This is a genomic window from Bacillus sp. 3255, assembly GCF_031456485.1.
Lineage (GTDB): Bacteria > Bacillota > Bacilli > Paenibacillales > NBRC-103111 > Paenibacillus_E.
The window spans coordinates 19,245-44,300 of sequence record NZ_JAVDUS010000036.1 but is presented as its reverse complement, the minus strand read 5'-3'; the positions used below and the strand labels follow the sequence as shown (position 1 = coordinate 44,300).

The 25,056-nt window shown below is 53.3% G+C and carries 27 protein-coding genes; 3 read left to right on the top strand and 24 right to left on the bottom strand.

Annotated elements, in window-relative coordinates; all coding sequences use genetic code 11:
* Positions 1 to 379 precede the first annotated feature (379 nt).
* On the bottom strand, positions 380 to 1,252 hold the full coding sequence (locus tag J2X61_RS35580) for a nucleotidyltransferase-like protein (RefSeq protein ID WP_310195136.1): 873 nt from the start codon (positions 1,250 to 1,252) through the stop codon (positions 380 to 382).
* Between the two features lie 122 nt (positions 1,253 to 1,374).
* On the opposite strand from J2X61_RS35580, the gene J2X61_RS35575 reads away from it, so the two are divergent.
* On the top strand, positions 1,375 to 1,779 hold the full coding sequence (locus J2X61_RS35575) for a YgzB family protein (RefSeq protein WP_274473476.1): 405 nt from the start codon (positions 1,375 to 1,377) through the stop codon (positions 1,777 to 1,779).
* A gap of 54 nt (positions 1,780 to 1,833) precedes the next feature.
* Here J2X61_RS35575 and J2X61_RS35570 read toward each other — a convergent pair whose 3' ends face one another.
* From J2X61_RS35570 to J2X61_RS35500, 15 genes are all read right to left on the bottom strand, one after another.
* Entirely contained in the window at positions 1,834 to 3,546 is a 1,713-nt protein-coding gene (locus J2X61_RS35570) for a glycosyl hydrolase family 18 protein (RefSeq protein ID WP_310195132.1), read from the bottom strand.
* Between the two features lie 123 nt (positions 3,547 to 3,669).
* Positions 3,670 to 4,104, bottom strand: a complete 435-nt coding sequence (gene perR, locus J2X61_RS35565; protein ID WP_274473473.1) for a peroxide-responsive transcriptional repressor PerR — start codon at positions 4,102 to 4,104, stop codon at positions 3,670 to 3,672.
* Positions 4,105 to 4,207: 103 nt separating this feature from the next.
* Entirely contained in the window at positions 4,208 to 4,789 is a 582-nt protein-coding gene (locus J2X61_RS35560) for a DUF6677 family protein (RefSeq protein WP_274473471.1), read from the bottom strand.
* 25 nt (positions 4,790 to 4,814) lie between these two features.
* A complete protein-coding gene (locus J2X61_RS35555; protein ID WP_274473470.1) occupies positions 4,815 to 5,123 on the bottom strand; it encodes a hypothetical protein in 309 nt (102 codons plus the stop codon).
* Positions 5,074 to 5,676 (bottom strand): RNA polymerase sigma factor, encoded by a 603-nt coding sequence (locus J2X61_RS35550; protein WP_274473469.1) that lies wholly within the window; start codon positions 5,674 to 5,676, stop codon positions 5,074 to 5,076. The genes J2X61_RS35555 and J2X61_RS35550 overlap by 50 nt, the downstream gene beginning before the upstream one ends.
* A gap of 61 nt (positions 5,677 to 5,737) precedes the next feature.
* The gene (locus J2X61_RS35545; RefSeq protein ID WP_274473467.1) at positions 5,738 to 6,445 is read right to left on the bottom strand and encodes an MgtC/SapB family protein; all 708 of its coding nucleotides are present in this window, start codon (positions 6,443 to 6,445) and stop codon (positions 5,738 to 5,740) included.
* 53 nt (positions 6,446 to 6,498) lie between these two features.
* The gene (locus J2X61_RS35540) at positions 6,499 to 6,990 is read right to left on the bottom strand and encodes a GNAT family N-acetyltransferase (RefSeq protein WP_274473466.1); all 492 of its coding nucleotides are present in this window, start codon (positions 6,988 to 6,990) and stop codon (positions 6,499 to 6,501) included.
* Positions 6,991 to 7,054: 64 nt separating this feature from the next.
* Complete coding sequence (gene gatB, locus J2X61_RS35535; RefSeq protein WP_274473481.1) at positions 7,055 to 8,506, bottom strand: Asp-tRNA(Asn)/Glu-tRNA(Gln) amidotransferase subunit GatB; 1,452 nt, start codon at positions 8,504 to 8,506, stop codon at positions 7,055 to 7,057.
* A gap of 33 nt (positions 8,507 to 8,539) precedes the next feature.
* On the bottom strand, positions 8,540 to 9,997 hold the full coding sequence (gatA, locus tag J2X61_RS35530; RefSeq protein WP_310195127.1) for an Asp-tRNA(Asn)/Glu-tRNA(Gln) amidotransferase subunit GatA: 1,458 nt from the start codon (positions 9,995 to 9,997) through the stop codon (positions 8,540 to 8,542).
* 41 nt (positions 9,998 to 10,038) lie between these two features.
* A complete protein-coding gene (gene gatC, locus J2X61_RS35525; protein ID WP_310195125.1) occupies positions 10,039 to 10,326 on the bottom strand; it encodes an Asp-tRNA(Asn)/Glu-tRNA(Gln) amidotransferase subunit GatC in 288 nt (95 codons plus the stop codon).
* A gap of 144 nt (positions 10,327 to 10,470) precedes the next feature.
* Positions 10,471 to 11,775, bottom strand: coding sequence for a TolC family protein (locus J2X61_RS35520; RefSeq protein WP_274473463.1), 1,305 nt, complete (start codon positions 11,773 to 11,775; stop codon positions 10,471 to 10,473).
* A gap of 24 nt (positions 11,776 to 11,799) precedes the next feature.
* Positions 11,800 to 13,008 carry an ABC transporter permease gene (locus J2X61_RS35515; RefSeq protein WP_310195123.1) on the bottom strand — a complete coding sequence of 403 codons (1,209 nt, stop codon included), beginning with the start codon at positions 13,006 to 13,008 and terminating at the stop codon, positions 11,800 to 11,802.
* An 8-nt stretch (positions 13,009 to 13,016) separates the two neighbouring features.
* Positions 13,017 to 14,291, bottom strand: a complete 1,275-nt coding sequence (locus tag J2X61_RS35510) for an HlyD family secretion protein (RefSeq protein ID WP_274473460.1) — start codon at positions 14,289 to 14,291, stop codon at positions 13,017 to 13,019.
* A 21-nt stretch (positions 14,292 to 14,312) separates the two neighbouring features.
* Entirely contained in the window at positions 14,313 to 14,879 is a 567-nt protein-coding gene (locus tag J2X61_RS35505; protein WP_274473459.1) for a TetR/AcrR family transcriptional regulator, read from the bottom strand.
* A 142-nt stretch (positions 14,880 to 15,021) separates the two neighbouring features.
* Complete coding sequence (locus J2X61_RS35500) at positions 15,022 to 15,396, bottom strand: ATPase (RefSeq protein WP_274473458.1); 375 nt, start codon at positions 15,394 to 15,396, stop codon at positions 15,022 to 15,024.
* 195 nt (positions 15,397 to 15,591) lie between these two features.
* On the opposite strand from J2X61_RS35500, the gene J2X61_RS35495 reads away from it, so the two are divergent.
* Together J2X61_RS35495 and J2X61_RS35490 are read left to right on the top strand one after the other, a co-directional pair.
* Positions 15,592 to 15,876: a DUF3817 domain-containing protein gene (locus J2X61_RS35495; protein WP_310195119.1), complete on the top strand. Its 285-nt coding sequence runs from the start codon at positions 15,592 to 15,594 to the stop codon at positions 15,874 to 15,876.
* Between the two features lie 60 nt (positions 15,877 to 15,936).
* Positions 15,937 to 17,334 (top strand): MATE family efflux transporter, encoded by a 1,398-nt coding sequence (locus J2X61_RS35490; protein ID WP_310195116.1) that lies wholly within the window; start codon positions 15,937 to 15,939, stop codon positions 17,332 to 17,334.
* A 129-nt stretch (positions 17,335 to 17,463) separates the two neighbouring features.
* Here J2X61_RS35490 and J2X61_RS35485 read toward each other — a convergent pair whose 3' ends face one another.
* The 8 genes from J2X61_RS35485 to J2X61_RS35450 form a co-directional block, all read right to left on the bottom strand.
* Positions 17,464 to 17,955 carry a NanQ anomerase/TabA/YiaL family protein gene (locus tag J2X61_RS35485; RefSeq protein ID WP_274473455.1) on the bottom strand — a complete coding sequence of 164 codons (492 nt, stop codon included), beginning with the start codon at positions 17,953 to 17,955 and terminating at the stop codon, positions 17,464 to 17,466.
* A 117-nt stretch (positions 17,956 to 18,072) separates the two neighbouring features.
* Entirely contained in the window at positions 18,073 to 18,729 is a 657-nt protein-coding gene (gene fsa / locus J2X61_RS35480) for a fructose-6-phosphate aldolase (protein WP_310195113.1), read from the bottom strand.
* Between the two features lie 31 nt (positions 18,730 to 18,760).
* Positions 18,761 to 20,791 (bottom strand): transketolase, encoded by a 2,031-nt coding sequence (gene tkt, locus J2X61_RS35475; RefSeq protein ID WP_310195109.1) that lies wholly within the window; start codon positions 20,789 to 20,791, stop codon positions 18,761 to 18,763.
* A 343-nt stretch (positions 20,792 to 21,134) separates the two neighbouring features.
* A complete protein-coding gene (locus J2X61_RS35470) occupies positions 21,135 to 21,323 on the bottom strand; it encodes a hypothetical protein (protein WP_310195107.1) in 189 nt (62 codons plus the stop codon).
* 640 nt (positions 21,324 to 21,963) lie between these two features.
* The gene (locus J2X61_RS35465; protein ID WP_310195105.1) at positions 21,964 to 22,212 is read right to left on the bottom strand and encodes a hypothetical protein; all 249 of its coding nucleotides are present in this window, start codon (positions 22,210 to 22,212) and stop codon (positions 21,964 to 21,966) included.
* Positions 22,199 to 23,212, bottom strand: coding sequence for a zinc-binding alcohol dehydrogenase family protein (locus J2X61_RS35460; RefSeq protein WP_310195102.1), 1,014 nt, complete (start codon positions 23,210 to 23,212; stop codon positions 22,199 to 22,201). Before J2X61_RS35460 ends, J2X61_RS35465 begins: the two co-directional genes overlap by 14 nt.
* Positions 23,213 to 23,226: 14 nt before the next feature.
* The gene (locus J2X61_RS35455; protein WP_274473450.1) at positions 23,227 to 24,171 is read right to left on the bottom strand and encodes an aldo/keto reductase; all 945 of its coding nucleotides are present in this window, start codon (positions 24,169 to 24,171) and stop codon (positions 23,227 to 23,229) included.
* Positions 24,168 to 24,998, bottom strand: coding sequence for an amidohydrolase family protein (locus tag J2X61_RS35450; RefSeq protein ID WP_274473449.1), 831 nt, complete (start codon positions 24,996 to 24,998; stop codon positions 24,168 to 24,170). Before J2X61_RS35450 ends, J2X61_RS35455 begins: the two co-directional genes overlap by 4 nt.
* Between the last annotated feature and the right edge of the window lie 58 nt (positions 24,999 to 25,056).

Sequence of the window (25,056 nt, the reverse complement as noted above, 5' to 3'; positions counted from 1 at the left end):
ATAATAGTTGAACGATTGCTCGTCCTTATTGAAAGCTGAATAGCTCAATTGACTTGCTAGCGAGATTGTTAATCTCATTAATGAACGATTGCTCGTTCATGTTTACTCACTCGTTGTTCAGTTTTCAAAGATCAATGTCTTCCGTTTTTCTCGCCATCCGTTTAGCGGCGACTTTTATAATATATCACATCCGGGCTATTCAATGCAAGCTTTTTTTTAATTTCTTTTTTTCTTACCTTCGCTTGCATCTCTAATTCGTAAGCTTTCGTGTGAGCCGTTTTTAGCGGCGAGAGTTAATTTATCATAGAAACACATTCAAAGTCAAGCATTCTTTTAAAAATAAAAAAAGAATCAGATTTGCTCTGATTCTTCTCTGCAATCAGGATACGCTCGTGTAACGCAGCTCGATTTCCGCTGCTTCTTCATCGTTAATCATGGCGACTTCTTTGATCAAACCTTTTTTGACCAGCTTGTTCAATAACAATGGAAGCTCCGCTTTGATTTCGCTCAACTGCTCATGTTGTTGAAGCTCATCCGGACTGAGCGGCTGATCTTGCTCCTTGAGGATTTGAATAAACGCCTCGCAGCATCGCTCCATTTTGGACATCACCGAGAACTCACAGGCCAGCAAGACGAGCTGAACCCTCTGCTTAAGCGTCTCCTTGCTCATCGTCAATTCTTCATACAACTTATACACGCCTGGGTTGATCGCACGAATCTGCCTCCACACGGTGATTTCCGGATGGTAGCCATCTTCAATAATAACAATCCGAGCCCAATGATGAAGCGCCTCGAGAATGTTGTTATAAGCGTCGAGCAGATGCTCGTCCAGGATATATTCCTTGCTTTGAAGATATTTGCGAAGAAAAAGAGAGAACTCAACCAGCAGCTTATGTTCGCGCAGGTCAGCCGGAAATTCAAGGATGCGATGGCGCAGCCCTTCTAAATACGTGTTCTGATCCAGAAGTATCTCCCCTTTTAACAGCCAGTGAAGGATATTTCGGTTATGACCTTGACGTATCCATTGCTCGATGGAGGAAGGATCTATCCACCTTTCTTGTATCCTAGTATCGTCTCTTATATAATTAGAGGTATGATTGTTCAGGCTCAGGTCGTTCGTTACGATAAGTAGAAGGGTATCAAAGCCATCTGTCAGCGAGGGAAGTTGCTTAGGATTATCAACCGCCATGACGCTAATAATGCGCTCGTCATTTCGGAACTTAAGCAATAGCTGCTCTTTATCAATTCCCATGGGTGTCCAAAGCTCCTGTCTCCAATTGTTTATAACTTATTTCTACATGGTCAGAGGAGTTTCCTGCTGTATTCTGTGACAAATCATACAAAACTGAAGCAATTTTATGGGGGGAACATCACGTGCGTTTCAGATCAAGCAAAGTCAATGAATTCCGCTTATGGGGGCTTGCGCTCACAATGGGCGGCATGCTGCTAATGATTATCGGGCTGGCCGGAATCGTGTTCGACTGGGGACAAGCCGGCCGCATTATCGCCGTCATCTTCATGATTGTCGGAATGATCTCGATGCTCGTCAGTATGGGCATCTACTTCTGGGCCGGCATGCTTTCAACATCCGCTATCGCGCTGGATTGCCCGGAATGCGGCCGAAGAACCAAGATGCTCGGCAAGACAGACCGCTGCATGTTCTGCAAAACGATTCTGACGGTCGATCCGAAATACCAGCCGACAGCCGAGAATGAAACGGCGGCATCTCATATGCCCCAACTGGAGCCGAACCGCGATCACGAGCATAAGCCTCATTAAGATTCCTATAGAAGAACCCCAAAAGCCGATCCCTCAAAGGACCGGCTTTTCCTATTATTGCGCGCCCGGCAGCAGTCCGTCCTGGATCACTTTCCAGATCGGCAGCTGTTCGAACCCTCTCCGCCACGTAGCCACTCCGGCAAGATTATACTTGCGCACGAGCTCCAGCCTCGCTTTCATCGATGTTTCATCCTCAAGCCATATACGAATGAGCTTCTCCCCATCCTTGTACTCCACATAATTTTGACCGGCTTCCGGCAAATACACGGGCGTCAGCTTCTTATCTTTGATAATCGTCTGAGCAGCCTCCATCGTCAACGTCTTGGAGGACGCCGTCAGCTTGCCGTTCTTCGTCTCTTCCGTCCATTGGCGTGTATAAAACGGCACACCTAAGACCAGCTTAGAAGGAGGCACTTTATCCGCATTCAAAATTTGGGTTACCGACCGTTCCGTCCAGGCAATGGAGGACACAGAGCCGGATTTGGGGCTCGTCGCCCAGTACTCGTCATAGGCCATCACCATCATATAATCAACAACTTCAGCAAGAGCCGGCCTGTCATAAAACATCGACCACATCTCGTTGGTAGACTTCGGCGTGACATCAATGGACACCGATAAGCCTTGTTCATGCATGAACGGCGTCATTTCACGGACGAATTGAACCAGTGTTTCTTTATCTTTGAGATACACATTCTCAAAATCGATGTTGATGCCCTGCAGTTTATACGTTTGCGCAAAGCCAAGCAGTTGTTTGATGATTTTCATGCGCTTATCGTAGGTCGATAACGCTTGGGACGTTCGGTCGGGATCAAAGCCGTTGCTGAACAGCGCCCACACTTGATAATTGCGGGATTCCGCCCATTTGACATATGCCGCGTCGGCCAAGTTCTTAATGCGTCCCTCGCCGTCGGCGAGCGAGAACCAGGTCGGAGAGACGACCTGCAAGCCGGGCATATCGCCGATCTTGGTTGTGTCCGGGTTCTTGCTAATGACATGCTCCCATGTCAGATTCAGCTTACCGGTCGGCGGCTTCCAAGGCACATAAGTTTCCGCTTGCTCTTGGACAGGAATCGTCTCCTCATGGTCCGCCGCAACATCGGTTTTGCGCACATAACCGATTGGCCCGCTCACCTGCTGTACACGATACCACTCGCCTTCTTCGCCGAGCAGATAAACGTCCTCGCCGGCTGGGATGCTGGAAACGATCGGCGCCTTGATCGAGGCAAACGTACGGATCGGCACCACTTCCTGTTTCGTCGGTTTGGCCCATTTCAGGGTCTCCCCTCTCTTGAACAACAGAACCGCACCCGATTGCTCGGACTCTCGAATTTCAAAAGGATACAGCTGGCGAAGCGGCTCTACCGGCACATAAATGTCGCTTCCCTTCTTCTCTACAGGAAAAGACAGCGTAAGCGGCTTCTCATTCATGAAAGCCGAGAGCTCGGCCGTTTGGAGCCGCAGCACTTTATCCTTCGTGGTAATGATCACGGAATCGCTGCTCTTCTCATACAGTATGGAGGGATCGATCCATTCCTGAATGAGCTCCAGAGGCAGCTTTAATCCTTCTTTTTCACCAACCGCGCTTACTTTATAATAATTCCCTTGATAAAAGACCGGCTTGCTTAACTCATGATATTCGGTATCTACTTGCGTCCGATTCGGGGCGAATTGCTGCCATAGAAACGTAGCCGCACCCGCGGCGAACATCCCCATGACGAGCGAACAGATGAGAAGGACTTTCTTCGACGATCTTCTGCGCTGCTGCAAAATTTCACTTCCTTTATCCGATATAAAAAAGAAAAAACGCGCTCTTACCTCCCGAAACTGAAGAAGGTACGATCACGTTTCATTATACAACATAGGAACCGCTTATGAGGAATTCTGCGCAAGTTAATGCTTGGTAACCCCCGCGCAATCCGGGCAGACGCCATATACTTCCAACCGATAGCCGCCGACCTTAAAGCCTGTTTGGCTGGCAGCCTTATGCTCAATATCATGAATCGGCGGATATTCAAAGTCCGCGATCTTCCCGCATACATCGCAAACGGCATGGTAATGATCCGTCATATCCGCATCAAAACGGCTGGAACTGTCTCCATATGTCAATTCACGAACGAGTCCGGATTCAATAAACACTTTCAGGTTATTGTAAACGGTCGCTACGCTCATGTTAGGAAATTTGGATTCAAGGGACTTATAAATATCATCTGCTGTCGGATGCGTCATGGAATCCAGCAAATAGGCTAAAATCGCATGCCGCTGAGGCGTCATTCGAACACCTGTTGTTTTCAATTTAGCTAAAGCTTGTTCTAATTGTGCTGCCATGGTACACACCACCCGCTGTTAGTCGTTAAAACCTTACATTATATTGTACGTTCGGTTATTCCCATTTGTCAATGATGGTTGTGCGGAATGGTGTGTCCTAAGGCTATTTATTTTTGCGGGAATCCCAGAGGTAAAGCGCCATGCCGCCCACAACGAGAACGGCAGCCCCCAGATAGGAGCCCATGAAATCGAAAAGCCCGGTTACCCAGCGCGGTTTGTTGCTGAGCATGAAGAAGAGAACGCCGGCAACGATCAGCAGCACGCCCATATTCGTGCCTTTGATCAGCTTCTGCAGCGGATCTTGAAAATGGCTTTCATACGTACCGGCGAACTCTCCAAGCTCACTGCGGCGGTTGACATAATCCGTAATTTGCAGCGCGTCGAATAGATTGTAGAAGTAAATGACAGGCAGAAACAAGGCGAACAGCGTAACCGCGGGCACGCTTGTATCGTCTTGCGAAGCAAGCGATGTGATGATGAAAATATCGAGGATGAGCAGCATCATGAGGAATACGCCGCGTTGCATGAGGCCAAGGTAAAAATGGCCGGTCCCCGGGATGATGAAGGAGAGGACGCCGGCAACCCATTTCCGCTTGCGCGGAATCGGATAGTAAGGCGCATAGCTCGGATATGAGGATTCCGCCGAGTATGGGGGGATGTACGAGCTGTCTTTGGGCATTTGCATAGGGATAGCCTCCGTTCTGTTCATGTTATAAAAACTCTGATAAATGATGGATGTAAGCGGTTAGCTGTATGATTCCGGAATCGATATTCATGATTTTGTGAATCAAGCCCGATTGGAACAGTAGCACCGTTGCCGTCGCAGCGACCATACCGTTCATCCAAGCCTTGCTGCGGGTTCCTTGCGCATTCGCCGGCTGGACGGGGACCTTATCCTCTTGCACGGCAAGCATGATCCGTTCCGTTAACGATGGGTTCGGCTCGTGCACCGGCATTTCATCCAGCAGCTTATTTAGGTATTGCGTGAGCCGGATGTCTTCCTGCCCCTTGGGATTCATGAGGATTCACCTCCAACCATTTCTCTTTGAGCATCGCTTTGCCCCGGTATAGGCGGGTTTCCAGCGTTTTGACCGGCAGACCGGTAACCTCGGACATCTCCTGGTAGGAAAGCTGTTTGTAATGATACAAATACATAATGAGCCTGTACTTGTCCGGAAGCTCGGACAGCGCACCTTGCATCCGCTCCTGCTCATCACGCAAAAGAGCCTTCTCCTCCGGCTGCTCCCGGCTATCCGTAAACCAACCCTTCATCTTATCCAACAGCGCCTCATACGGCTTGCGCTTCTGAGAGCGCCGGTAATCCGTGACCAGATTCGTTGCCATCCGATATAACCAAGTCGTAAACTTAGCATCCCCGCGGAAATGGGATAAAGAACGAAACAGCTTGACGAAAACGTCCTGGGTTAAGTCCTCAGCAGTTTCCTTATGCCCCACCATCCGGTAAATAAGCGTATAAATATAGCTTTTGTGCCGCTCTACCAGCACCCGGTAAGCATCGGAGTGACCTTGACGGACCCGATCGATCAACTGCTCATCCGTCAAATGTTCCATGCCTGACTTCCCCCCTTTCTCTTCGTCCATATGCTTAGACGTTCAGCAGAGAAGGACCCCTTCAACTTTTGCTTTTTTCGATCGCCACACCGCTAACGCCCTCAATTTGATTGATGCCTTCCAGCATGGTCACGATAATTGACGGATTAGGCACGGTTACATGAAACGTGATCTGCACCTGATTGGGCTTGTCATCGTTCTGCTGCTCTTCCATCGTGATCTTGCGGATATCGACTTTCTGTTTCCCGAGCAGCGTCGTGACGAGACCAAGCGTTCCCGGCTGGTCGACCGCCTGAATTTTGAGAATGCGGACCTTCTTCCCGTTAAAAAACTTATGCTCGAGCTTATTAAGGCTCCATAAAGAAATCAGCACCATAACGCATGCCAATACAGCCGGATAGTAAAAGCCCGCCCCTACGGCGAGCCCTATTCCCGCCACAACCCATAGGGAGGCCGCAGTCGTCAGTCCCGTAATCGATCTCCCGTTAAAAATAATCGTACCGGCACCTAAGAACCCGATGCCGCTAATGACTTGCGCCGCCAAACGCGACGGATCAATCCGCACGTTCACTTCGTTCACAAAAGCGCTGAATCCGTACATGGACAGCAGCATGACAAGCGCGGAGCCCACACAGACGAGAATGTGCGTGCGAAGTCCTGCCGCATGCGAGCTGACCTCCCGTTCGAAGCCGATTAACCCCCCAAGCAAAAGAGCCAGAACTAACCGTATGGTGATATGAATCTGATCAATAACCCATGGATTACTCATAGATATCCGCTCCCTCTTCGGCATGAATAGATGTGGCAACCGCCTAGCCCGCGTCACCTCGTCGCAGTCGGCCGCTCAAAGGTCGTTAATGACACGCCGGGCGGAACGGTAAATACACGTTTGGCCGCAAACCCGAAGTTCTCATAAAGCTGAATAGCCGGTGCATTCGCCGTTCCGGTGGAGACGATAAAAAGCTGGGCGCCAGCATGTTCTTGTTCTTGTAGTATATGTTCCAATAAAGCTCTAGCAATCCCGCGGCGAAAAAAATTCGGATGAACCATCATCCGGCAAATCGTCACCACGCAGCCTTCGCGGGAGAACGAAATCGCCCCGACGAGCTTGCCCTCTTCAGCTTCATTCTCTTCCTGCACATAGTAACCATAGAATGTCTCGTCCGCCTCGCGGATCGACTGGATGCCGTCTTTCAACGGAGGAATGTCATCAAAGCCGATTAACTCCGCTTCCACGCGGTAAGATGCGAGTTGTAACGCCAGCAAATGCAAAATGTCCTCATTCGTTTGCAGTGAAAGCGGTTGTATACGCATTCGGTAGCCCCCTCGATGAAAGTGAAAAAAGTGGTGACCGCCAAGCGATCACCACTTTACTTTATCATTTGCTGTTCAGGCACTCCACAATTAATTTGTTCACTAACCCTGGGTTCGCCTTGCCTTTGGTTTCTTTCATAACCTGTCCGACCAGGAAGCCCACGGCTTTGTCCTTGCCCGCCTTAAAGTCGGCCACTGATTGCGGATTGTTGTCCACCACTTGTTGGACTACCGCCTTGATGGCGCCTTCGTCGCTGATCTGAACGAGGCCTTGCTCTTCTACGATTTGCTGCGGATCCTTACCGGATTCAAGCATTCCCTTGAACACGGTTTTGGCGATCTTCGAGGAAATCGTGCCTTTCTCGATCAGCCCGATCATCTCGCCCAGGCCTTTGCCTGTAATTCGGACATCCGTTAGCTCCAAATTGTTCGCATTCAAATATCCGAGCAGATCGCCCATGATCCAGTTCGAGACGGCTTTGGCATCCTGCGTATAGTTCAAACTCTCTTCGAAAAAGTTAGCCAGCTTCATGGAAGAAGTGATGACATCCGCATCATAGCTAGGCAAGCCGTACTCACTGGTGTATCTTGCTTTGCGTGCATCCGGCAGCTCCGGAATGGTCGCTTGGACACGGGCTTTCCATTCATCGTCGATATACAGGCTCACGAGATCCGGATCCGGGAAGTAACGGTAGTCGTGCGCATCCTCTTTGCCGCGCATCGAGAGCGTGCGTCCCTGCGCATCGTCCCAGCGGCGCGTCTCCTGCTCAACTTCGCCTCCGCTGCGGAGAATGTCCGCTTGGCGGTATTCCTCGTATTCCAGGCCTCTCTGGACGCCGCGGAACGAGTTCATATTCTTAAGCTCAGCGCGCGTGCCGAATTTCTCCTGGCCGTATGGCCGCAGGGAGATGTTCGCGTCGCAGCGCATGGAGCCCTCTTCCATCTTGACGTCCGATACGTCGCAGTAAATCATGATCGCTCTCAGCTTCTCCAGGTATGCGCGCGCTTCCTCCGGCGAACGGAGATCCGGCTCGGAGACGATCTCGATGAGCGGCGTGCCGGCGCGGTTCAAGTCGACAAGCGAAGCATATCCGCCGTCTACGTGCGTCAGCTTGCCCGCATCTTCCTCCAAGTGAACGCGAGTTACGCCGATGCGCTTGGTCTCCCCGTTCACTTCGATATCAATCCAGCCGTTCAGACCGATCGGCTTGTCGTATTGGGAAGTTTGGTAAGCGTCCGGCGAATCCGGATAGAAATAGTTCTTGCGGTCAAATTTGCTATGGGTGGAAATGGTGCAGTTCAGCGCCATTGCAGCCTTCATCGCATATTCCACCGCTTGGCGGTTCAGTACCGGCAGTACGCCGGGGTGACCTAAGCAAACGGGACATGTATTCGAATTCGGAGGTGCACCGAACGAGGTTGCACAACCGCAAAATATTTTGGATGCCGTATGAAGCTCCACGTGAACCTCAAGACCGACGACCGTTTCATATTGGGTATCTGTTGCCGACAAAATGATTGCCTCCTTCGTTACTCAAGAACTGTGAACTTACAATTGCGGGCGCTGCTTATGGTGATCGGTATGCTGCTCGAAAGCGTGAGCGACACGCAGAAGCGTCGTCTCATCCAGCGCTTTGCCGATGACTTGCAGGCCAACCGGAAGCTCGTTCACGAATCCGCAAGGGACGCTGATTGCAGGAATACCCGCTAAACTGACCGGAATGGTCATGATATCGTTCAAATACATCGTGAGCGGGTCATCGCTTTGCTCGCCGATCTTGAAAGCAGGCGTCGGAGCCGTAGGCCCGATAATAATATCGAACTTCTCAAACACTTGATCGAAGTCTTGCTTGATCAAAGTACGCACTTGCTGTGCTTTCAAATAATAAGCATCGTAATAGCCCGAGCTTAATGCATAGGTGCCCAGCATGATCCGGCGCTTCACCTCAGGGCCGAAGCCTTCGCTGCGGGACAGATGGTACAAGTCGAGCAGGTTGTTCGCGTTGTCGGAGCGAACGCCGTAGCGAATGCCGTCAAAGCGCGCCAGGTTGGAGGAGGCTTCGGAGGAAGCCAGCAGATAGTAGGTAGCCACCGCATATTCGGAATGCGGCAGCGACACTTCTTCCCATGTAGCGCCCAGCCCTTCAAGCACTTTGAGCGCTTCCAGCACATTGTCCTTCACGGCAGGGTCGATGCCTTGGCCCATGTATTCCTTCGGCACGCCGATACGCAGACCCTTCACATCTCCGGTCAATGCGCCGAGATAGTCCGGGATGTCCACTTTTGCCGAGGTCGAATCCTTCGGATCGTAGCCGGCAATCGCCTGCAGCAAGTAGGCGGAATCTTCCACGTTCTTCGTCAGCGGCCCGATCTGGTCGAGCGAAGAGGCGAACGCGACGAGACCATAGCGGGACACAAGACCGTACGTCGGCTTCAGCCCGACGATCCCGCAATAGGCTGCCGGTTGGCGGATCGAGCCGCCGGTGTCGGAGCCGAGCGAGAAGTACAACTCGCCTGCAGCCACCGCCGCAGCGGAGCCGCCGCTGGAGCCGCCCGGCACATAAGCCGTGTTCCACGGATTGTGGGTCGGATGGAAGGCGGAATTCTCGTTGGAGCCGCCCATGGCGAACTCGTCCATATTGAGCTTGCCGATCGTGACGGTTTGCGCTTCCTTCAGCTTGCTGACAACCGTCGCATCATAAATCGGATTGTAATTCGACAGGAACTTGCTGGCGCAAGTCGTTCTTAAGCCTTCCGTGACCATGTTATCCTTGATCCCGATCGGCAGACCGAACAGATCGCCGCGCGCTGCGCCGCTGGCAATCTGAGCGTCCAGCTTGGCCGCAGCCGCTCTTGCATTCTCTTCATCCAATGTAAGGAAAGCGCGAATCTTGCTCTCCACTTGCCCAATTCTTGTATAGGATTGATCCACGAGATCGGCAACGGTAATCTCTTTGCCTTGAAGCTTCTCGTGAATTTGTTGTAGGTTCAGATCAAACAAAGACAACGACAGGCACACCCTTTCATATGACTCTCTAATCTACAGAATTATTCCAAAACAGCAGGTACTTTGAACTGCCCGTCCTCATGATCCGGCGCATTGGCAAGCACTTTCTCAATCGGCAGCGAAGGTGTCACCACATCTTCACGCATCACGTTCGTCAGCGGCATAGCATGGCTCGTTGGCGCCACGCCTTCGGTATTCAGGCCGTTCAACTGCTCTGCATATTGTAAAATGGCATTAAGCTGGCCGGTAAACAATTCTTTCTCATTCTCGCTCAGATCGAGTCTAGCCAACTTCGCGACATGATCGACATCTTTCCTTGTAATGCTCAAGTTTTCTACACCCCTTTGAACAGCATTTGGTCATTCTTTTCATTATATCCCAGAAATTTTGCGAACTCAATCCAGAAAAAACCACAGTCCCTTGACGGCTAAGGTTCTGAGAACCCGCAGCGCATCAGGGACTGTGGTTGCCTATTATTGAATGAACCCGGTGTCCATCGCTTTCGCTTTTTCCTTGAGCACATAATATTTAAGCTTGGCGGCGGCAAGAGCCGTCTCGCTCTGAGTCACTTTGATCTGAAATTTGTTCAGATCGTGCTTGGAGATAACGCCGATGTCGTAGCGGAGCTTCATCTTCTGCCAGTCCGCCTGCACGTCGCCCGCATTCCGCTGCTCGGTCAAAACGGCGTCGTAAGCGTTGCGGGCATCATGGTAGGTGGCTTGAATTTTCTTGGTCAATTCAAGCTGTGCCTGCTCGTTTTTCTGACCGCTGATGGCCACATTAACACCTAAATACGTATCCCCGTAAGTATTCTGGGTGACGGTATGGACCGTTTCCCAAACCGCTTCGTCGATGTTGTTGCCGGATGCTTTCATCTGATAAGAATTCCTCAGCAAGGTCATCGTGTCCGTTTCGGTTACCGGCTCCACCGTAATTGGAGCAATTTCTTTCAGCTGCAGATTGGGATCATAGGAAATTCCGATATCCGTAGAGAGCTGGACGAGCCCCAAACGATAATTGTTCAGCAGAGCGGCAGTGTCGTCCTTCTGCTTATTGACCGCTTTCTGCGCCGTCAAAATATCCTCCGGCGAGGCCAGGCCTTGCTGCGCCAGCAGCGTTGCCCGAAGCAGCTCCTTGTCAAGCACGCCGGCATACGCGTTCATGAAGTCAAGCTGCTTCTTCTGGCCGAGAAGCTGCGCATACTGCGCGATCGTCTGCAGCCGAATGCCGGCCTTCGCTTCGTCCGACTGCAGCTGCGAGTTGCGCTGATCCGTGCCGAGCTGATGCGCCGCCGTTTTCATTTGGGCCCGCTGGGCGGCGATGATGCTGTTCATGCCTCCGGCGAGAGCGCCCATGCCCTGCATCATTTGGTTCATAGCATTGTTCTGCATGACAGTCCAGGCAATATCGGACGGCTCCGTCAAATTCGGCAGCAGCGGATTGCCCGTATTCGTCACCTCCGCAGGCGTACTCGGCAGATGCCCCGGCGTGAACGAGGCTGCGCCCATCGCGTCCAGTGCGTCCATCTGGGCCTCCAAATCCGCCTTCTTGCTGCCTTGAGCGGCATATTTGAGCGCCAGCAGATTTAAATTATGGGAGTCTTTCAGCGCTTTATCCAACACAAAATCCAAATCTATAGAAGTTACCGTCTCCAGAACTTCTTCATGAACATAAACATTTTGCTCGGGTTCTTGCACCGTGTCCTCATCGGCATAGACCAAGCCGGAGCTGGCAACGAGAAGCAGTGCCGCCGTGAGGCTAATGAGCGTTTTTTTCACCAAAATCGCTTCCTTCCTGAATCGTTATACAGTGAGATTGGAGCCGGACGTCGGAACGGGCTGGGCGGGATCCTCTTTCTTTTTCGCGAAAACGACGAAACGCGTCAGCAGCATCGCAATGAAGTACGTTAATGCTCCGGTCAGAATGAGCGCGACGCAATCGTGCCAAACCACTTGAAAGTCATTGCCTTTCACGAACACGCTGCGCACGCCGTCCAAGAAATACGTAAGCGGCAGCATATGGCCGAGTACCTGCAGCGCTTTCGGCATCGCCTCAAAGGGCCAGGTGAAGCCCGACAGCATGAACGAAGGCACGGCAATCAGCATCGCCGTCTGTGTCGCTCCGAGCTGATTGCTTGAAAACAGGGAGATCAGATAGCCGATCCCGCTGACGGCGAAGGTGAAGCTGAGAATGATGCCGAGACCGACGAGCAGGCTGCCGCCCATCGGCGCGCCAAAGGCATACAGAGCAATCACCAAGGCGACGGATGTGTTAAACAGATTAATAAGAAAATAAGGTGCGGTTTTCACGTAAGCGATACGCCAAGGATTCGTCTTCCACGGTTCATAACGGCGCCAGGTGCCGGCGTCTTTCTCCCTTGTAATCGTCAGAGCGATTCCGAGAAACAACACTTGCTGCAGAATAGCCCCGACAAGGCCATACAGCATGAAGTCGCTATAGTTAAAAGCAGAGTTATACATAATCCGATACCGGTAAGGAATCGGCGACAACGTATTCATGACCTGCTCGTTCTGCAAGCCTTGCTGCAGCTGGAGCTTTTTCTGCGAATAGCCCATGCTGAACGTTGTGATGACCTCGTTCGCTCCCTTGGTCGCCGAGTTGGAGATCATCATGTTGCTGCCGTCGATCAGCGTGAGAAGCGGCAGCGTTTCGCCATGCTTCAGCTTCGCTTCGAAATTTGCGGGGATAACGAGGCCAACCTTCGCTTCGCCGGTTTCCAGAGCCCGCTTCACTTCGTCTTCCGAGTGATATTCCTTCTTGATCTCGAACGACTCGCTCTGCTCGAAAGCTTGAATCACTTGCCGGCTGAGCGGACTTTGATCCTCATCGATGACGACGGTCGCCATCTCCGTCACTTTGTGATGAACATAGATGGAACCGAAGAGCACTGTATACATGACCGGTACGAAGAACAAGATCAGAAACAGGCGCCGGTCCTTCAGAATGTGCATCCATTCCTCCGCTATCAGCTTGCCAATCCGAAGATCCATCTCCTTCATCATCCTTCCGTTTTACCGTTCCATTGCAGCGTCATGCCCGTCGTAGCCGTATCCGGCAATGCGCTCAAATCGATTTTGATGCCGAACGAGCGGATATCCGTTTCGCCTGAGGTTTGTGTCGCTTTCTTGATGGCGAAATCCGGCGCTGCCGCTACCGAGGTGATCGTACCTACGATTTCCTCGCCGGTGGACAACATCTTCATGCTGATCTTGCTGCCTGCTTGCAGTCCGGCGATATGCGTCTCCGGCAAGTAAAACTTCGCCCACCGCTTCTCGGCCGACTCCAGCGAGAAGACCGGGAAGCCCGAGCCGACGAGCTCGCCAACCTGTGCGGACTGGTACAGCACCACGCCGTCCGCCGGCGCCACCAGCTCCGTGTAGCTGAGGTACGTCTCCGCTTCCAGCTGCGCCGCTTTGGCCTGCTGCTCGCCGGACTGCGCCGACTTGACTGCGCCTTGCGCTTGCTGCACCGCCGCTTCCGCCGCCTTAACGTCGCCTTGTCTCACCTGCACGGTCCCGCGGTTCGCCTCCGCCAGCTTCAGCGATGCCTTCGCTTGTTCCAGCAGCGCCTCCGCTCCGCGAATCTCTTCCTCGCGCGGACCTTGATTCGCCATGTTCAGCTGCTGCTGCGCCAGATCGCGCTTCGTCTTCGCTTCCTCGTAGCTGATCTTCACTTTGTCCACGTCCGCTTGCGAGACGAGCCCCTGCTCCAGCAGCGCGTTCATCCGATTCAGATTCTGCTCGGCAAGCGCGTATACTTCAGAAGCCGCCTGGAACTGAATCTCCGCTTGCTTCTTCTCTTCCGGCCGGGCACCGCTCTTGAGCGCGTCCACTTTGGCTTGGGCGGCGTTAACCGCCGCTTGCGCCTGCGCCACCTGCTGCTCGGCGGTATCCGCCGTCACGGTCACGCCCGCGATGCCCTGCTGCTTCTTCGCCTGTGCCGTTGCCGTCGCGCCTTGCGCTTCGGCGATCTTGCCTTGGGCAAGCGCGACAGCCGCTTTGGCTTGCTCGACCTTCGCTTCAATCTCGGCGCTTTGCAATCGTGCCAGCACTTGCCCTTTTTTCACCGTATCCCCTTCTTTCACGAGGATCTCCGTCACTCTTCCGCCGACCTTGAAGCTGGCGCTCACTTCGTTCGACTCAATATAAGCGGTCGGATGCAGTTGATTGGCCGCATCGCTCTGGCTCGTCGCCTCTCGGGTCGTCAATAGAAAAGCGCTCGTCCCTATCACAACAGCCATCACAGAATAAACCATCGGTCGAATAAATCGCATGAAAATTCCCCCTACGTATAGCTAGTTCAAAAAATTGCCAAAATAAATCTGCAGCAAGCTTAAAATCTTCTCATCGGTCAATGGCTCGTTCTGCTTCTCCCAATCGAACACGAGCGCGACATACAGCTTAAATAAAATAAAAGCCGTCATTTTCGGCTCGCAAGCTTTCATCGTGCCGTTATGTATCGCCTTCTGAATATGCTCAGCGATAAACTGAACCACTTCCTTCTCGATACTGGCCATAGCCTCAATCGTAACCGGACTGCCGAATTGCTGAACTTCATGCGCCAGCTGGATGAGCAGCTCATGCTCTTTGCGGAACACAAGAATTTCATATAGGGCGCTATGAATTTTGGCGATCGGCGTTTCGCCTTCGGCAAGTGCTTTCCCGGCGACGTCCTTCATCTCGGCGATAAGCGATTGAATGATATCGTTCAGAAGCACTTCTTTATTTTCGAAAAACGTATAGATCGTCGCCTTGCCGACACCGGCAATTTTGGCGATTTGATCCATCGTCGTGCCTTTATACCCGAACAGGGAGAAAGATTTCTTCGCGGCTTCCATAATTAACTGTTTCTTGGCATCCATATGCGCACCTCAGAACTAAAATACTAAATTGGTTTTGTGTTCGGATACTACTGTACCACCATTTACCGAAATTATCAATCCATACGCAGAAAAAAAGAAAAAACCGCCACACGGGCGGTTTCCAATTCCTTATATATGACGCTTAAATCCAGGCCTTCAAGCCGATTTGTTTAATGAAATCCTCTCTGGACTGAACTTCCTTATCGCGCTCTTTGTCCGGCAGCGGCTCACCGTTCATCACTCTGCGGAATAGCTCCTCGTTCTTCGTGGCCAGCGCAAAATCGATCAGCGCTTCCTTCTCGATTTGTTCCGCTTCCTGAGACAGAATGACGGTTTCCAGCTCGATATCCGAAGCAGGCACGTAATAGTGCTTATTATCTTTAGGCACACGAATGACGTAATCGAAAATATTATCGTTATTCCGGTCGTAAGCAATGATATATCCGTATCCGCCGATCGGCAGGTTTTGTTCCAAACTGTCTCCAATTACAATGACTCTCTCGCCAAGACGAAGCATCCTATTTCCCCCTACCTCTACGAAACTACTAAAATTTAGTTACTAATGTTAAACTACTATTGTTAAGCTATTCCTATTATCCTACTAAAAAAACTAGATTGTGTCCAATTGAAAACATTTGTTCATACTCCCTACATATTTCTCGTTTACAATAGGATAGTTTTAACAATATTTTATGCTAAGGAGCTGTACGAGTTGCCAAACCAATCGCTAAAAACGCTGCGCTATGTCGGGTGGGCGGAAGGACTTTCTTTTCTAATTTTGCTGTGCATTGCCATGCCGCTCAAATATGCCCTCGATATGCCGCAAGCCGTAACCGTAGTCGGAATGGCTCACGGGGTTCTCTTCTCCCTCTATCTGCTGGCCATCGCCTGGGCAACGATGGCTCATCGCTGGACCGTGTGGCGTGTGCTAGGAGCGTTCCTGGCCGCTTTCATTCCGTTCGGTCCATGGATTCTCGACCGCCGGATTTCGAAATAGCGCTAAGTCATTGTAGAAAGAAGCATTTGATAGCAAGTCAGAAACAGCAGGAGGCTAACAATGCGTGATCATGCAAACGCACCTAAGAAAGCACGACCTTCACTAACGGAAGGCCCAATTACCAAAACATTGATCTTATTCTCCATGCCGATTCTATTAGGCAATGTGCTGCAGACGCTGAACGGTTCCATCAATACGGTCTGGATCGGCAAATATTTAGGCGAAGCCGGCCTGGCCGCAACGTCCAATGCCAACCTGATCATGTTCTTCCTGATCTCCTCCATCTTCGGCTTCGCGATGGCTGCGGTTATCCTGATCGGCCAAAATCTCGGGGCTCAGAAGACGCATGAAGCCAAAAAGGTGGTCGGGACGAGCACCGTCTTCTTCTTGATTCTATCGATTATCGTCGCCTTGTTCGGACTCATCTTCTCGCACACGATTCTAACGTGGATGAATACCCCGCTGGATGTGAAAGACCTTGCGGTTACCTATACGAGAATTATGTTCGCCGGCGTGCCGTTCATGTTCGGATTTAACCTGATCATGGCGATTTTGCGCGGTTCGGGTGATGCGAAAACGCCTTTCTATTTCCTGCTGTTGTCGGCTGTATTGGACGTTATTCTGAATCCGCTGCTGATCGACGGGATCGGGCCGTTCCCGAAGATGGGCATTGCCGGGTCTGCTGTCGCCACCTTCATCGCCCAACTGGTCAGCCTCGTGCTGCTCGTGATGTATTTGTACAGGAAAAAATATTTTCTGCGGATTACCCGGGAGGATCTCCCGCTGCTGCGCATTAATTGGACGATTATTCGGACCTTGGTGCAAAAGGGTGTGCCGATGGGACTCAACATGGTCGTCGTCTCCGTCAGCAACTTATTGCTGGTTCATCTCGTGAACTCGTACGGCTCCGAGTCGACGGCCGCCTTCGGCGTTGCGATGCAAATCTCCAGCTACGTGCAGATGCCGGCAATGGCCATTGGCGGAGCCGTCACCTCCATGGCCGCGCAGAATATCGGCGCGGGCAAATGGGACCGGGTGAACCGGATCACATGGACCGGCGTCGGGGTCAACATCGCCATGACGGGACTGATCGTCGTCGTGCTGCATCTGTTCAACCGCGAAGCCGTGTCGCTCTTCCTTCCGCCGGAAGGCAAGGCCATTGATCTGGGCGTTCACATCAATAATTTGACGCTATGGTCGTTTATTATTTTCGGCGTGTTTAACGTTGTCGCGGGTGTCGTACGTTCCGCCGGGGCGGTGGTGTTCCCGCTGTTGGTCGCTTTCGTCGCTTTGCTGCTGGTGCGGATTCCGCTGGCTACGGTGCTATCCCACCAATACGGCTTCGATGTCATTTGGTGGAGTTTCCCGGTTAGCTTTACCGTTGCTGCGGTGCTGAATCTGATCTACTACAAGTTCGGGAAATGGAAGCAAGCAAGAATGATTCCGGGAAAAGCTTAATGTTGGAGGACCGTCTTCAAGTCATTGTGACTTGGGGGCGGTTTTTTGGTTATCGAGGCATCGTTAGAAGAATAAAAAGAGGACCATCCCCCGGTCACGGCAGACCCTTGGAGACAGTCCTCTATGTCGTTATAGCTGCAGCAAATCCTTATGTACCTTGACGACAACCTTCTTGTTCGCAGTCGGCGCTGTGACGGTACAGTTCGGACGGTGAACATCCGAAGGGAAACAGACCGCGAACATGCCTGGCTGCAAAATAACGCCGGTCTCCTGCTGTGCAGGATCGGATTCATAGAAAGCCACATCGTGCGTGTCAAATTTGTTATCGCTTATTTTGGCACCTTCATGCAGCTTATAGAAACACAGCTTCTCCTCGCCGCGAATCAGGAATTGAATATCCGTATACACGACGTGAGATTCAGCCAGCTGCTCCGCGGCCGGACAAGTGACGACCTCCTGCACATTGGCATACATAAGCTGCCCGTTATCGCCTTCCAAATCGTAACGTCCAGGCTCCGCTTCACCTAGATTGCGGCTAACGATGTAATCGATTCCACGGCCGATGGCGGCCGGCCACAGATGGCGTTCCTTCTCGAAGTGCTGCAAATTGCTGATGATCATGCCTAATCCTCCCTCATCTTGTCCAATTTCAATCTCGAAATCCTACAATTACTATAGCGCATCCAGAGAAAAAAGACCCGCTTTAAATAAAGCGGATCTTTGCTTTAGGACCATAGATTAAAACGTTTTTTGGTTTGCGCCTTCCCAGTCAGCCAGGAATTTCTCGATGCCCGCATCGGTCAGCGGGTGTTTGCTCATGGATTCAATGACTTTATAAGGCACTGTTGCGATATGGGAACCTGCAAGCGCCGCCTCGATAACGTGAGCGGAGTGACGAACGCTCGCTGCGATAATTTCGGATTGGATGTTGTGCACTTGGAAAATTTGGCTGATTTCCTTGATCAAGTTCATCCCGACTTGGTTGATATCGTCCAAGCGGCCGATAAACGGTGATACGAAGGTTGCCCCTGCACGCGCAGCCAGAAGCGCTTGCGTCGAGGAGAAGATCAGTGTAACGTTCGTCGGAATGCCTAGTGCCCGGAACGCGCTTGTCGCTTGCAGACCGTCAAGTGTCATCGGCAGCTTAATGACGATATTCGGGCTAAGCTGAGCCAGCTTCTTGCCTTGCTCGATCATTTCGTCCGCTTTCAAGGAAACCACTTCGGCACTGATCGGAACATCGCCTACAATGGAGACAATTTCTTTCACGGTTTCGAAGAAATCTCTGCCTTCTTTGGCAATGAGTGAAGGATTAGTCGTCACGCCTGCAACTACTCCTAGTGCGTGTGCTTTGCGAATTTCTTCTACATTGGCTGTGTCGATAAACAATTTCATCCTGATTCCCTACCTTTTCTCCCTCTGCGGGTTAATCTTGGAAATACTTCTGTCTGATTTGTTCTACGATTGCTTCTGCGGTAAAGCCATATTCACGAATCACCCGATCCGCCTTCGCGGATGCTCCGAATTTGCGGATGCCTACGACGAAGCCCTTGCCTCCTGTGATCTCGTCCCATCCGGCAGGATATGCCATCTCGATGACGACATTCGCCTTCGCATCAGGGCGAATCACCACCTGCTGCACGTCGGCAGACTGCTGCTCGAAGAGTTCACGGCTTGGCATGGAAATGACGTTAGCTCCAATACCATATTGCGCCAACTGCTTCTTCACGTCAAGTGCAAGACTGACCTCGGAGCCTGTGGCAATGAGCTGCACATCCGGCTTCTCGCCGGGCGCCGCTTCAGCCAGAACGTAAGCCCCCTGATGAATATGGGCGAAAGCAAGCTGATCCGTGCCAGGCAGTACCGGCAGGTTCTGACGGGACAGGGCGAAGACGAACGGGCCTTCCTTCGCTTGGAGAACATACTCCCAAGCGGCCGCCGTTTCGTTCGCATCCGCAGGGCGGAACAATGTCAGGTCCGGAATCATCCGCAGGGATGGGATCTGCTCGATCGGCTGATGCGTCGGGCCGTCCTCGCCGACCGCGATGCTGTCGTGCGTGAAAACGTACGCCACCGGCAGCTTCATCAGCGCGGACAAGCGGATAGCTCCGCGCAGGTAGTCGCTGAACACCAGGAAGGTGCCGCCGAATACCCGCACCCCGCCATGCAGCGTCATGCCGTTAAGCGCCGCGCCCATGGCGAACTCGCGAACGCCGAACCAGAAGTTGCGGCCGCTGTAATCCGCGGCGCTGAATGCGGCATCGCCGTTCAGCATCGTCATGTTGGAGCTCGCCAGGTCAGCCGAGCCGCCGACAAGCTGAGGCACCCGCTGCGCCAGGGCGTTGAGCACTTTGCCGGACGCGGTGCGCGTCGAGATCGCGCCGCTCTCCGGTGTGAAGCGCGGCACGTCGGCGTTCCAGTCCGCCGGCAGGTCGCCGCGGCTGGCGAGCTCGAATTGCTTGGCGAGCTCGGGGTATGCTTGCTGGTAGCCGCTCCACAGGAGCTCCCAGCTTTGTTGCGCTGCTGCGCCCTGCTGCTTGAAGTGCGCGAAGTGCTCGTATACTTCAGCCGGCACATAGAAGTCCGGCTCAAGCGGCCAGCCCAGCGCCTGCTTCGTGAGGCGCAGCTCATCTTTGCCGAGCGGCGAGCCGTGCGTGCCGCCGTGGCCGCCTTTGCCGGCTTTATTCGGGGAGCCGTAGCCGATTGTGGTTTTGATCTCGATCAGCGTCGGACGGCTCGTATCCGCCTTAGCCTCTGCGATAGCAGCGGAGATCAGCGCGACGTTGTTTTCTTCTTCGACGCGAAGGTACTGCCAGCCGTAGGATTCTATCCGTGTCCGGACGTTCTCGGAGAACGACATGTTTAGTTCCCCGTCAAGCGAAATGTCGTTGGAATCGTATAGCACGATTAGCTTGCCCAATTTCAAATGTCCGGCCAGTGAAGCCGCTTCGGAGGAAACACCTTCCATGAGGTCGCCGTCACCGCAAATTGCGTACGTGTAGTGGTCCACGATCGGGAAGTTCGGCTTATTATAGACGGATGCCTGATGTGCCTCCGCCATCGCCATCCCTACAGCCATCGCTACGCCTTGACCGAGCGGACCCGTCGTCGCTTCTACGCCGACCGTATGGCCGTATTCCGGGTGTCCGGGCGTAAGGCTTCCCCATTGACGGAATTCCTTGATATCGTCCAGGGTCAGGCCGTATCCGCTAAGGTGCAGCAAGCTGTACAGCAGCATAGAGCCGTGTCCTGCCGACAGCACGAAGCGGTCGCGGTCTGCCCACTGTGCGTCAGCCGGGTTGTGCTTGAGATGCTGCGTCCACAATGCATAAGCCATTGGAGCCGCGCCCATCGGCATGCCGGGGTGACCCATCGCTGCTTTCTCGACGGCGTCGATGGTCAGCGTGCGGATGGAATTGATGCTTAACTCTTCAATGCCAACAGTTGTTTGATTCAAGATCTATTCGCCTCCATCATGTATGTTCGTGAGTAGTTCGTTTAGCTACTCCTTATTATAAAGATTGTTTCGGCATTCAAATAATTAATAGTTTCGATACTCACTATAGATGAGGTCTATAGTATTTGACCATGTTGCGGTGACTGTTCGAATAGGGGAGCCGCTGATGTGATTGACGGTGTAAGCGTCTGGGGAGGGCGCATCTGCGGTATGGGTTAGCCGAACCCTGGCCATCGGAGGCTCGCCCTGGACGGGAAGCCCCAGGCCAGGGGCTCTAACGGACACAGCGGCCGCTAATCGCGTGAAAAGCGGCGCATTTCGCCGCTAACGGACACCAGGGGCCCTATTTGCCCAATTTCTGGGTGAAATCAGGCCCGAGCGGGCAAATAACGGCACTGGTGTCCGTTACCTTCTCTTCGAGGCCCTTGTCCGCCGAATAGGGGCCTCTCAGTCCGTTAGCGTGCCTCCCGTAGCTCACGCCGGCGGCTCGCCCCGCACAGGAAGCCTCCTGCCCAGCGGCTCTAACGGACACAGCGGCCGCTAATCGCGTGAAAAGCGGCGCATTTCGCCGCTAACGGACACCAGGGGCCTTATTTGCCCAGTTTCCGGGCGAAATCAGGCCCGAGCGAGCAAATAACGGCACTGGTGTCCGTTAGAATTCCCAAATGTCGCAAGATCATCGAATAACGGCCGCTGTGTCCGTTAGCTAGTCTACAAGTGTGCCGTCACCCGCCAAGAGTGTCTTATCCCCGCCGGTATCCGAACTTCCACCCAAATAAGCTTATCCCGCCAGTATATAGATTCTGGCATGGCAGCTGCCTGCTCCATAAGCCGTCAGGTCATGCAGCACGCATTCTAACGGACACGGGAGCCGTTATTCTCGTGAAAGCTGTGGTGTGCCGACTCTAACGGACACCCAAAGCCTTATTTACCGATTTGGCATCCAAAATCGAGTGAAAACAGGCAAATAACGGCACTGGTGTCCGTTACCTTCTCCTCGAGGCCCTTGCTCGCCGAATAGGGACCTCTCAGTCCGTTAGCGTGCCTCCCGCAGCTCACGCCGGTGGCTCGCCCGCACACGTTGCCCCCGGCCCGGCGGCGCTCTAACGGACACAGCGGCCGCTAATCGCGCGAAAAACGGCGCATTTCGCCGCTAACGGACACCAGGGGCCTTATTTGCCCAGTTTCCGGGCATAATCAGGCCCGAACGGGCAAATAACGGCACTGGAGTCCGTTACCTTCTCCTCGAGGCCCTTGCTCGCCGAATAGGGACCTCTCAGTCCGTTAGCGTGCCTCCCGCAGCTCACGCCGGTGGCTCGCCCCGCACACGTTGCCCCCTGCCCGGCAGCGGCGGACTCCACACCGCAAAAAACGCCCAACCGCCATAACAGCGGTTGAGCGCTTCTTTTACAAACATACAACGGCCTTAATCACCTTCGACTCCGGCTTCAGCCAAGTTTCGAATTGGCCGATCATCTCATCGAAGGAAGCACGGTGCGTAATATAACGCTCTACATCAATAACGCCGGCCTGCATGGCGGCCCGTACGGCAGCGAAATCCTCCAGCGTGGCATTGCGGCTGGCCATCAACGTCAGCTCCCTCTTATGGAACTCGGGATCGTGGAACGAGATATCGGCCTTCACGAGTCCGACATACACCAGCTTGCCGCCGTGGGCGACAAGCCCGAACGAATCCGTCATCGACCGGGCATTGCCTGTCGCGTCGAAGACAACGACCGGAAGCTCCCCGTTCGTCAGCTCCAGCAGCCGATCCTTCGGCTGCTCCAGCGCGTTCACCGTGTAGTCCGCCCCCGCCCAATTGCGGCAATACGCCAAGCGCTCCTCATTGATATCCATGGCGATGACGGTCGCGCCGCGCTGCTTGGCCAGAACCATGACGCCAAGCCCGATCGGCCCCCCGCCGATCACGAGCGCGGTCTGACCGGCGCGAAGCTCCGACCGGCGCACCGCATGGGCGCCAATGGCGAGCGGCTCCAGCATGGCCGCTTGCTCCAGCGTCAGCCCGTCGGTCTTGATCAAATGGCTGGCCGGTACAGCGATCAGCTCCCGCATCCCCCCGTCGACATGGACGCCAAGCACTTTCATGTCGGTGCAGCAGTTCGTCTTGCCCTCGCGGCAGGCAATGCAAGATCCGCAGTGGAGATAAGGCACAACGCTGACTTGATCGCCGACCGCAAGCCCCGTTACCCCGTCTCCGATTGATTCGATATAACCGGAAAGCTCATGCCCCAATACGCGCGGATAGCTGAAAAAGGGTTGGTTCCCTTTGTAAGCATGCAAGTCCGTTCCGCAGATGCCGATCCTTTGAATACGAACGATAGCCTCTCCGGCTCGAAGCTCAGGAGCTTCCAGTTCTACCATTCGAAACTGCTCAATCTGTTCACATACGATCGCTTTCATTCGGTTGCCCTCCACTACACAAACGTTCTTTCGTTATATTCAGATCTTCCGCTTAACCAAGATTTGTTATGAACCGGCTTCAGAATGTCCAGCACCTCTTGCAGCAGCTGAGTATCCATGGGTTCATCCGTCCATGCGATGTTCTTGCGGATATTCTCCGGGTTGGCGGTGCTGACCAGCGTCGTCGGGATCCGTTCGTCTGCTGTTGCGAACTGCACCGCCAGCTTGGCGATATCCGTGCCTTGGCGGGTGCAATGCTCCGCCGCCTCCCTGCAGGCCTGCTGAATATCAGCCGGTGCCGGGTGCCAGGCCGCCGGCGGTCTCGTGCTCAGCAGCCCCATCGAGAGCGGCGACGCATTCACCAAGCCGACGCCGTGCTGCTCGAGAAGCGGCACTACATCCAGCAATGACGTGTCATTCAAAGCGTAATGGCAATAAGACAGGACGGAATCCAGCGGTTTCACGGCCAGCGATTTTTCAAATACGGACAGCGGCAAGCCGGATACGCCGAAATACCGAATTTTGCCGGACTGCTTCAAGGCATCCAGCGCGGGAAACGCCCCTTCGGCAACCTCATGAAAAGGGACGAATTCAATATCGTGCAAATACAAAATATCGATATAATCGGTTTGCAGCCGCTTCAGGCTCTCATCGACGCTGCGAATGATCCGCTCGGTCGAGAAATCGAACTCGGCTTCCCCGTAACGCCCGGCCTTCGTCGACAAGATGAAGCGTGACCTATCCATTTGCCCGATCGCTTTCCCCAGCACCGTCTCCGCCTTGGTCAGTCCATAATACGGGGAGACGTCGATCAGGTTAATGCCTAAGTCAACAGCCTCATGCACGGTCCGGATGCTCTCCGCCTCATTCGTCTCCCGGAAAACGGAGCCGAGCGATGAAGCCCCGAAGCTCAGCACCGAGACGTCCAGCCCGGTTTGGCCTAATTGTCGGTATCTCATAATTTATAAAACTCCTTTGCGTTTAGTCCGAATAATCGTTCCCGTTCCCGATCCGTCCAAGTTTCCGGCAATGCGCGCTGCACGATCTGCATGACTTCATCGTAATCAGCCGCCAGCAGGCAAACCGGCCAATCGCTGCCGAACATCACCCGCTCCGACCCGAACACATCCAGCACATGCCGGATATATCCGGTGAAATCCGCTTCCTGCCAACGCTCATGATCCGCTTCCGTCACCATGCCCGACAGCTTGCAGTAGATGCCCGGATGCTTCGCGATCGCCGTCATCTGACTCTTCCAAGGCTCGGTCACGCCTGCTGCGATCTGCGGTTTGGCGATGTGGTCGATAACCCCGCGCAAGCCCGGCACCTTGTCGAGCAGCTCGACGACCGCCTCCAGTTGCTGTGACTTCACGAGTAAATCAACAGGCACGTCCTCCCGGGCAAAATAACGCAGCGCCTCCACATAGGAAGGCTGAAGAATGACGCTCGCATCCGGCATTTCCTGGATCATCACGCGAAAGCCGACGTACTTCGGATGTTCGCGAAATCTTGCATAGTGCTGCAAGTGCTCGGGATCGCTCAGATCGAGCCACCCTACTACGCCTGCAATCGTCTCGGAACCTTCGCTCAAGGACAGGAGATAATCCGTTTCCGCCAAAGTAGGCGCCGCTTGAACCGCGATGGTGCGATCCAACTGATGCCGCTGCAAATGAGCGCTAAGGTCTTCCGGCAAATAGTCACGATACAAGACCGGCAGTTCGGGCCCGATCCAGCCGTAGTCCCCGCGGTCGATTGTCCAATAATGCTGGTGAGCATCGATTCGCATCCCGACTTCATCCCTTCTTTTATGAGCATATTTATGATATCGCTTTCTTTCATTTTAA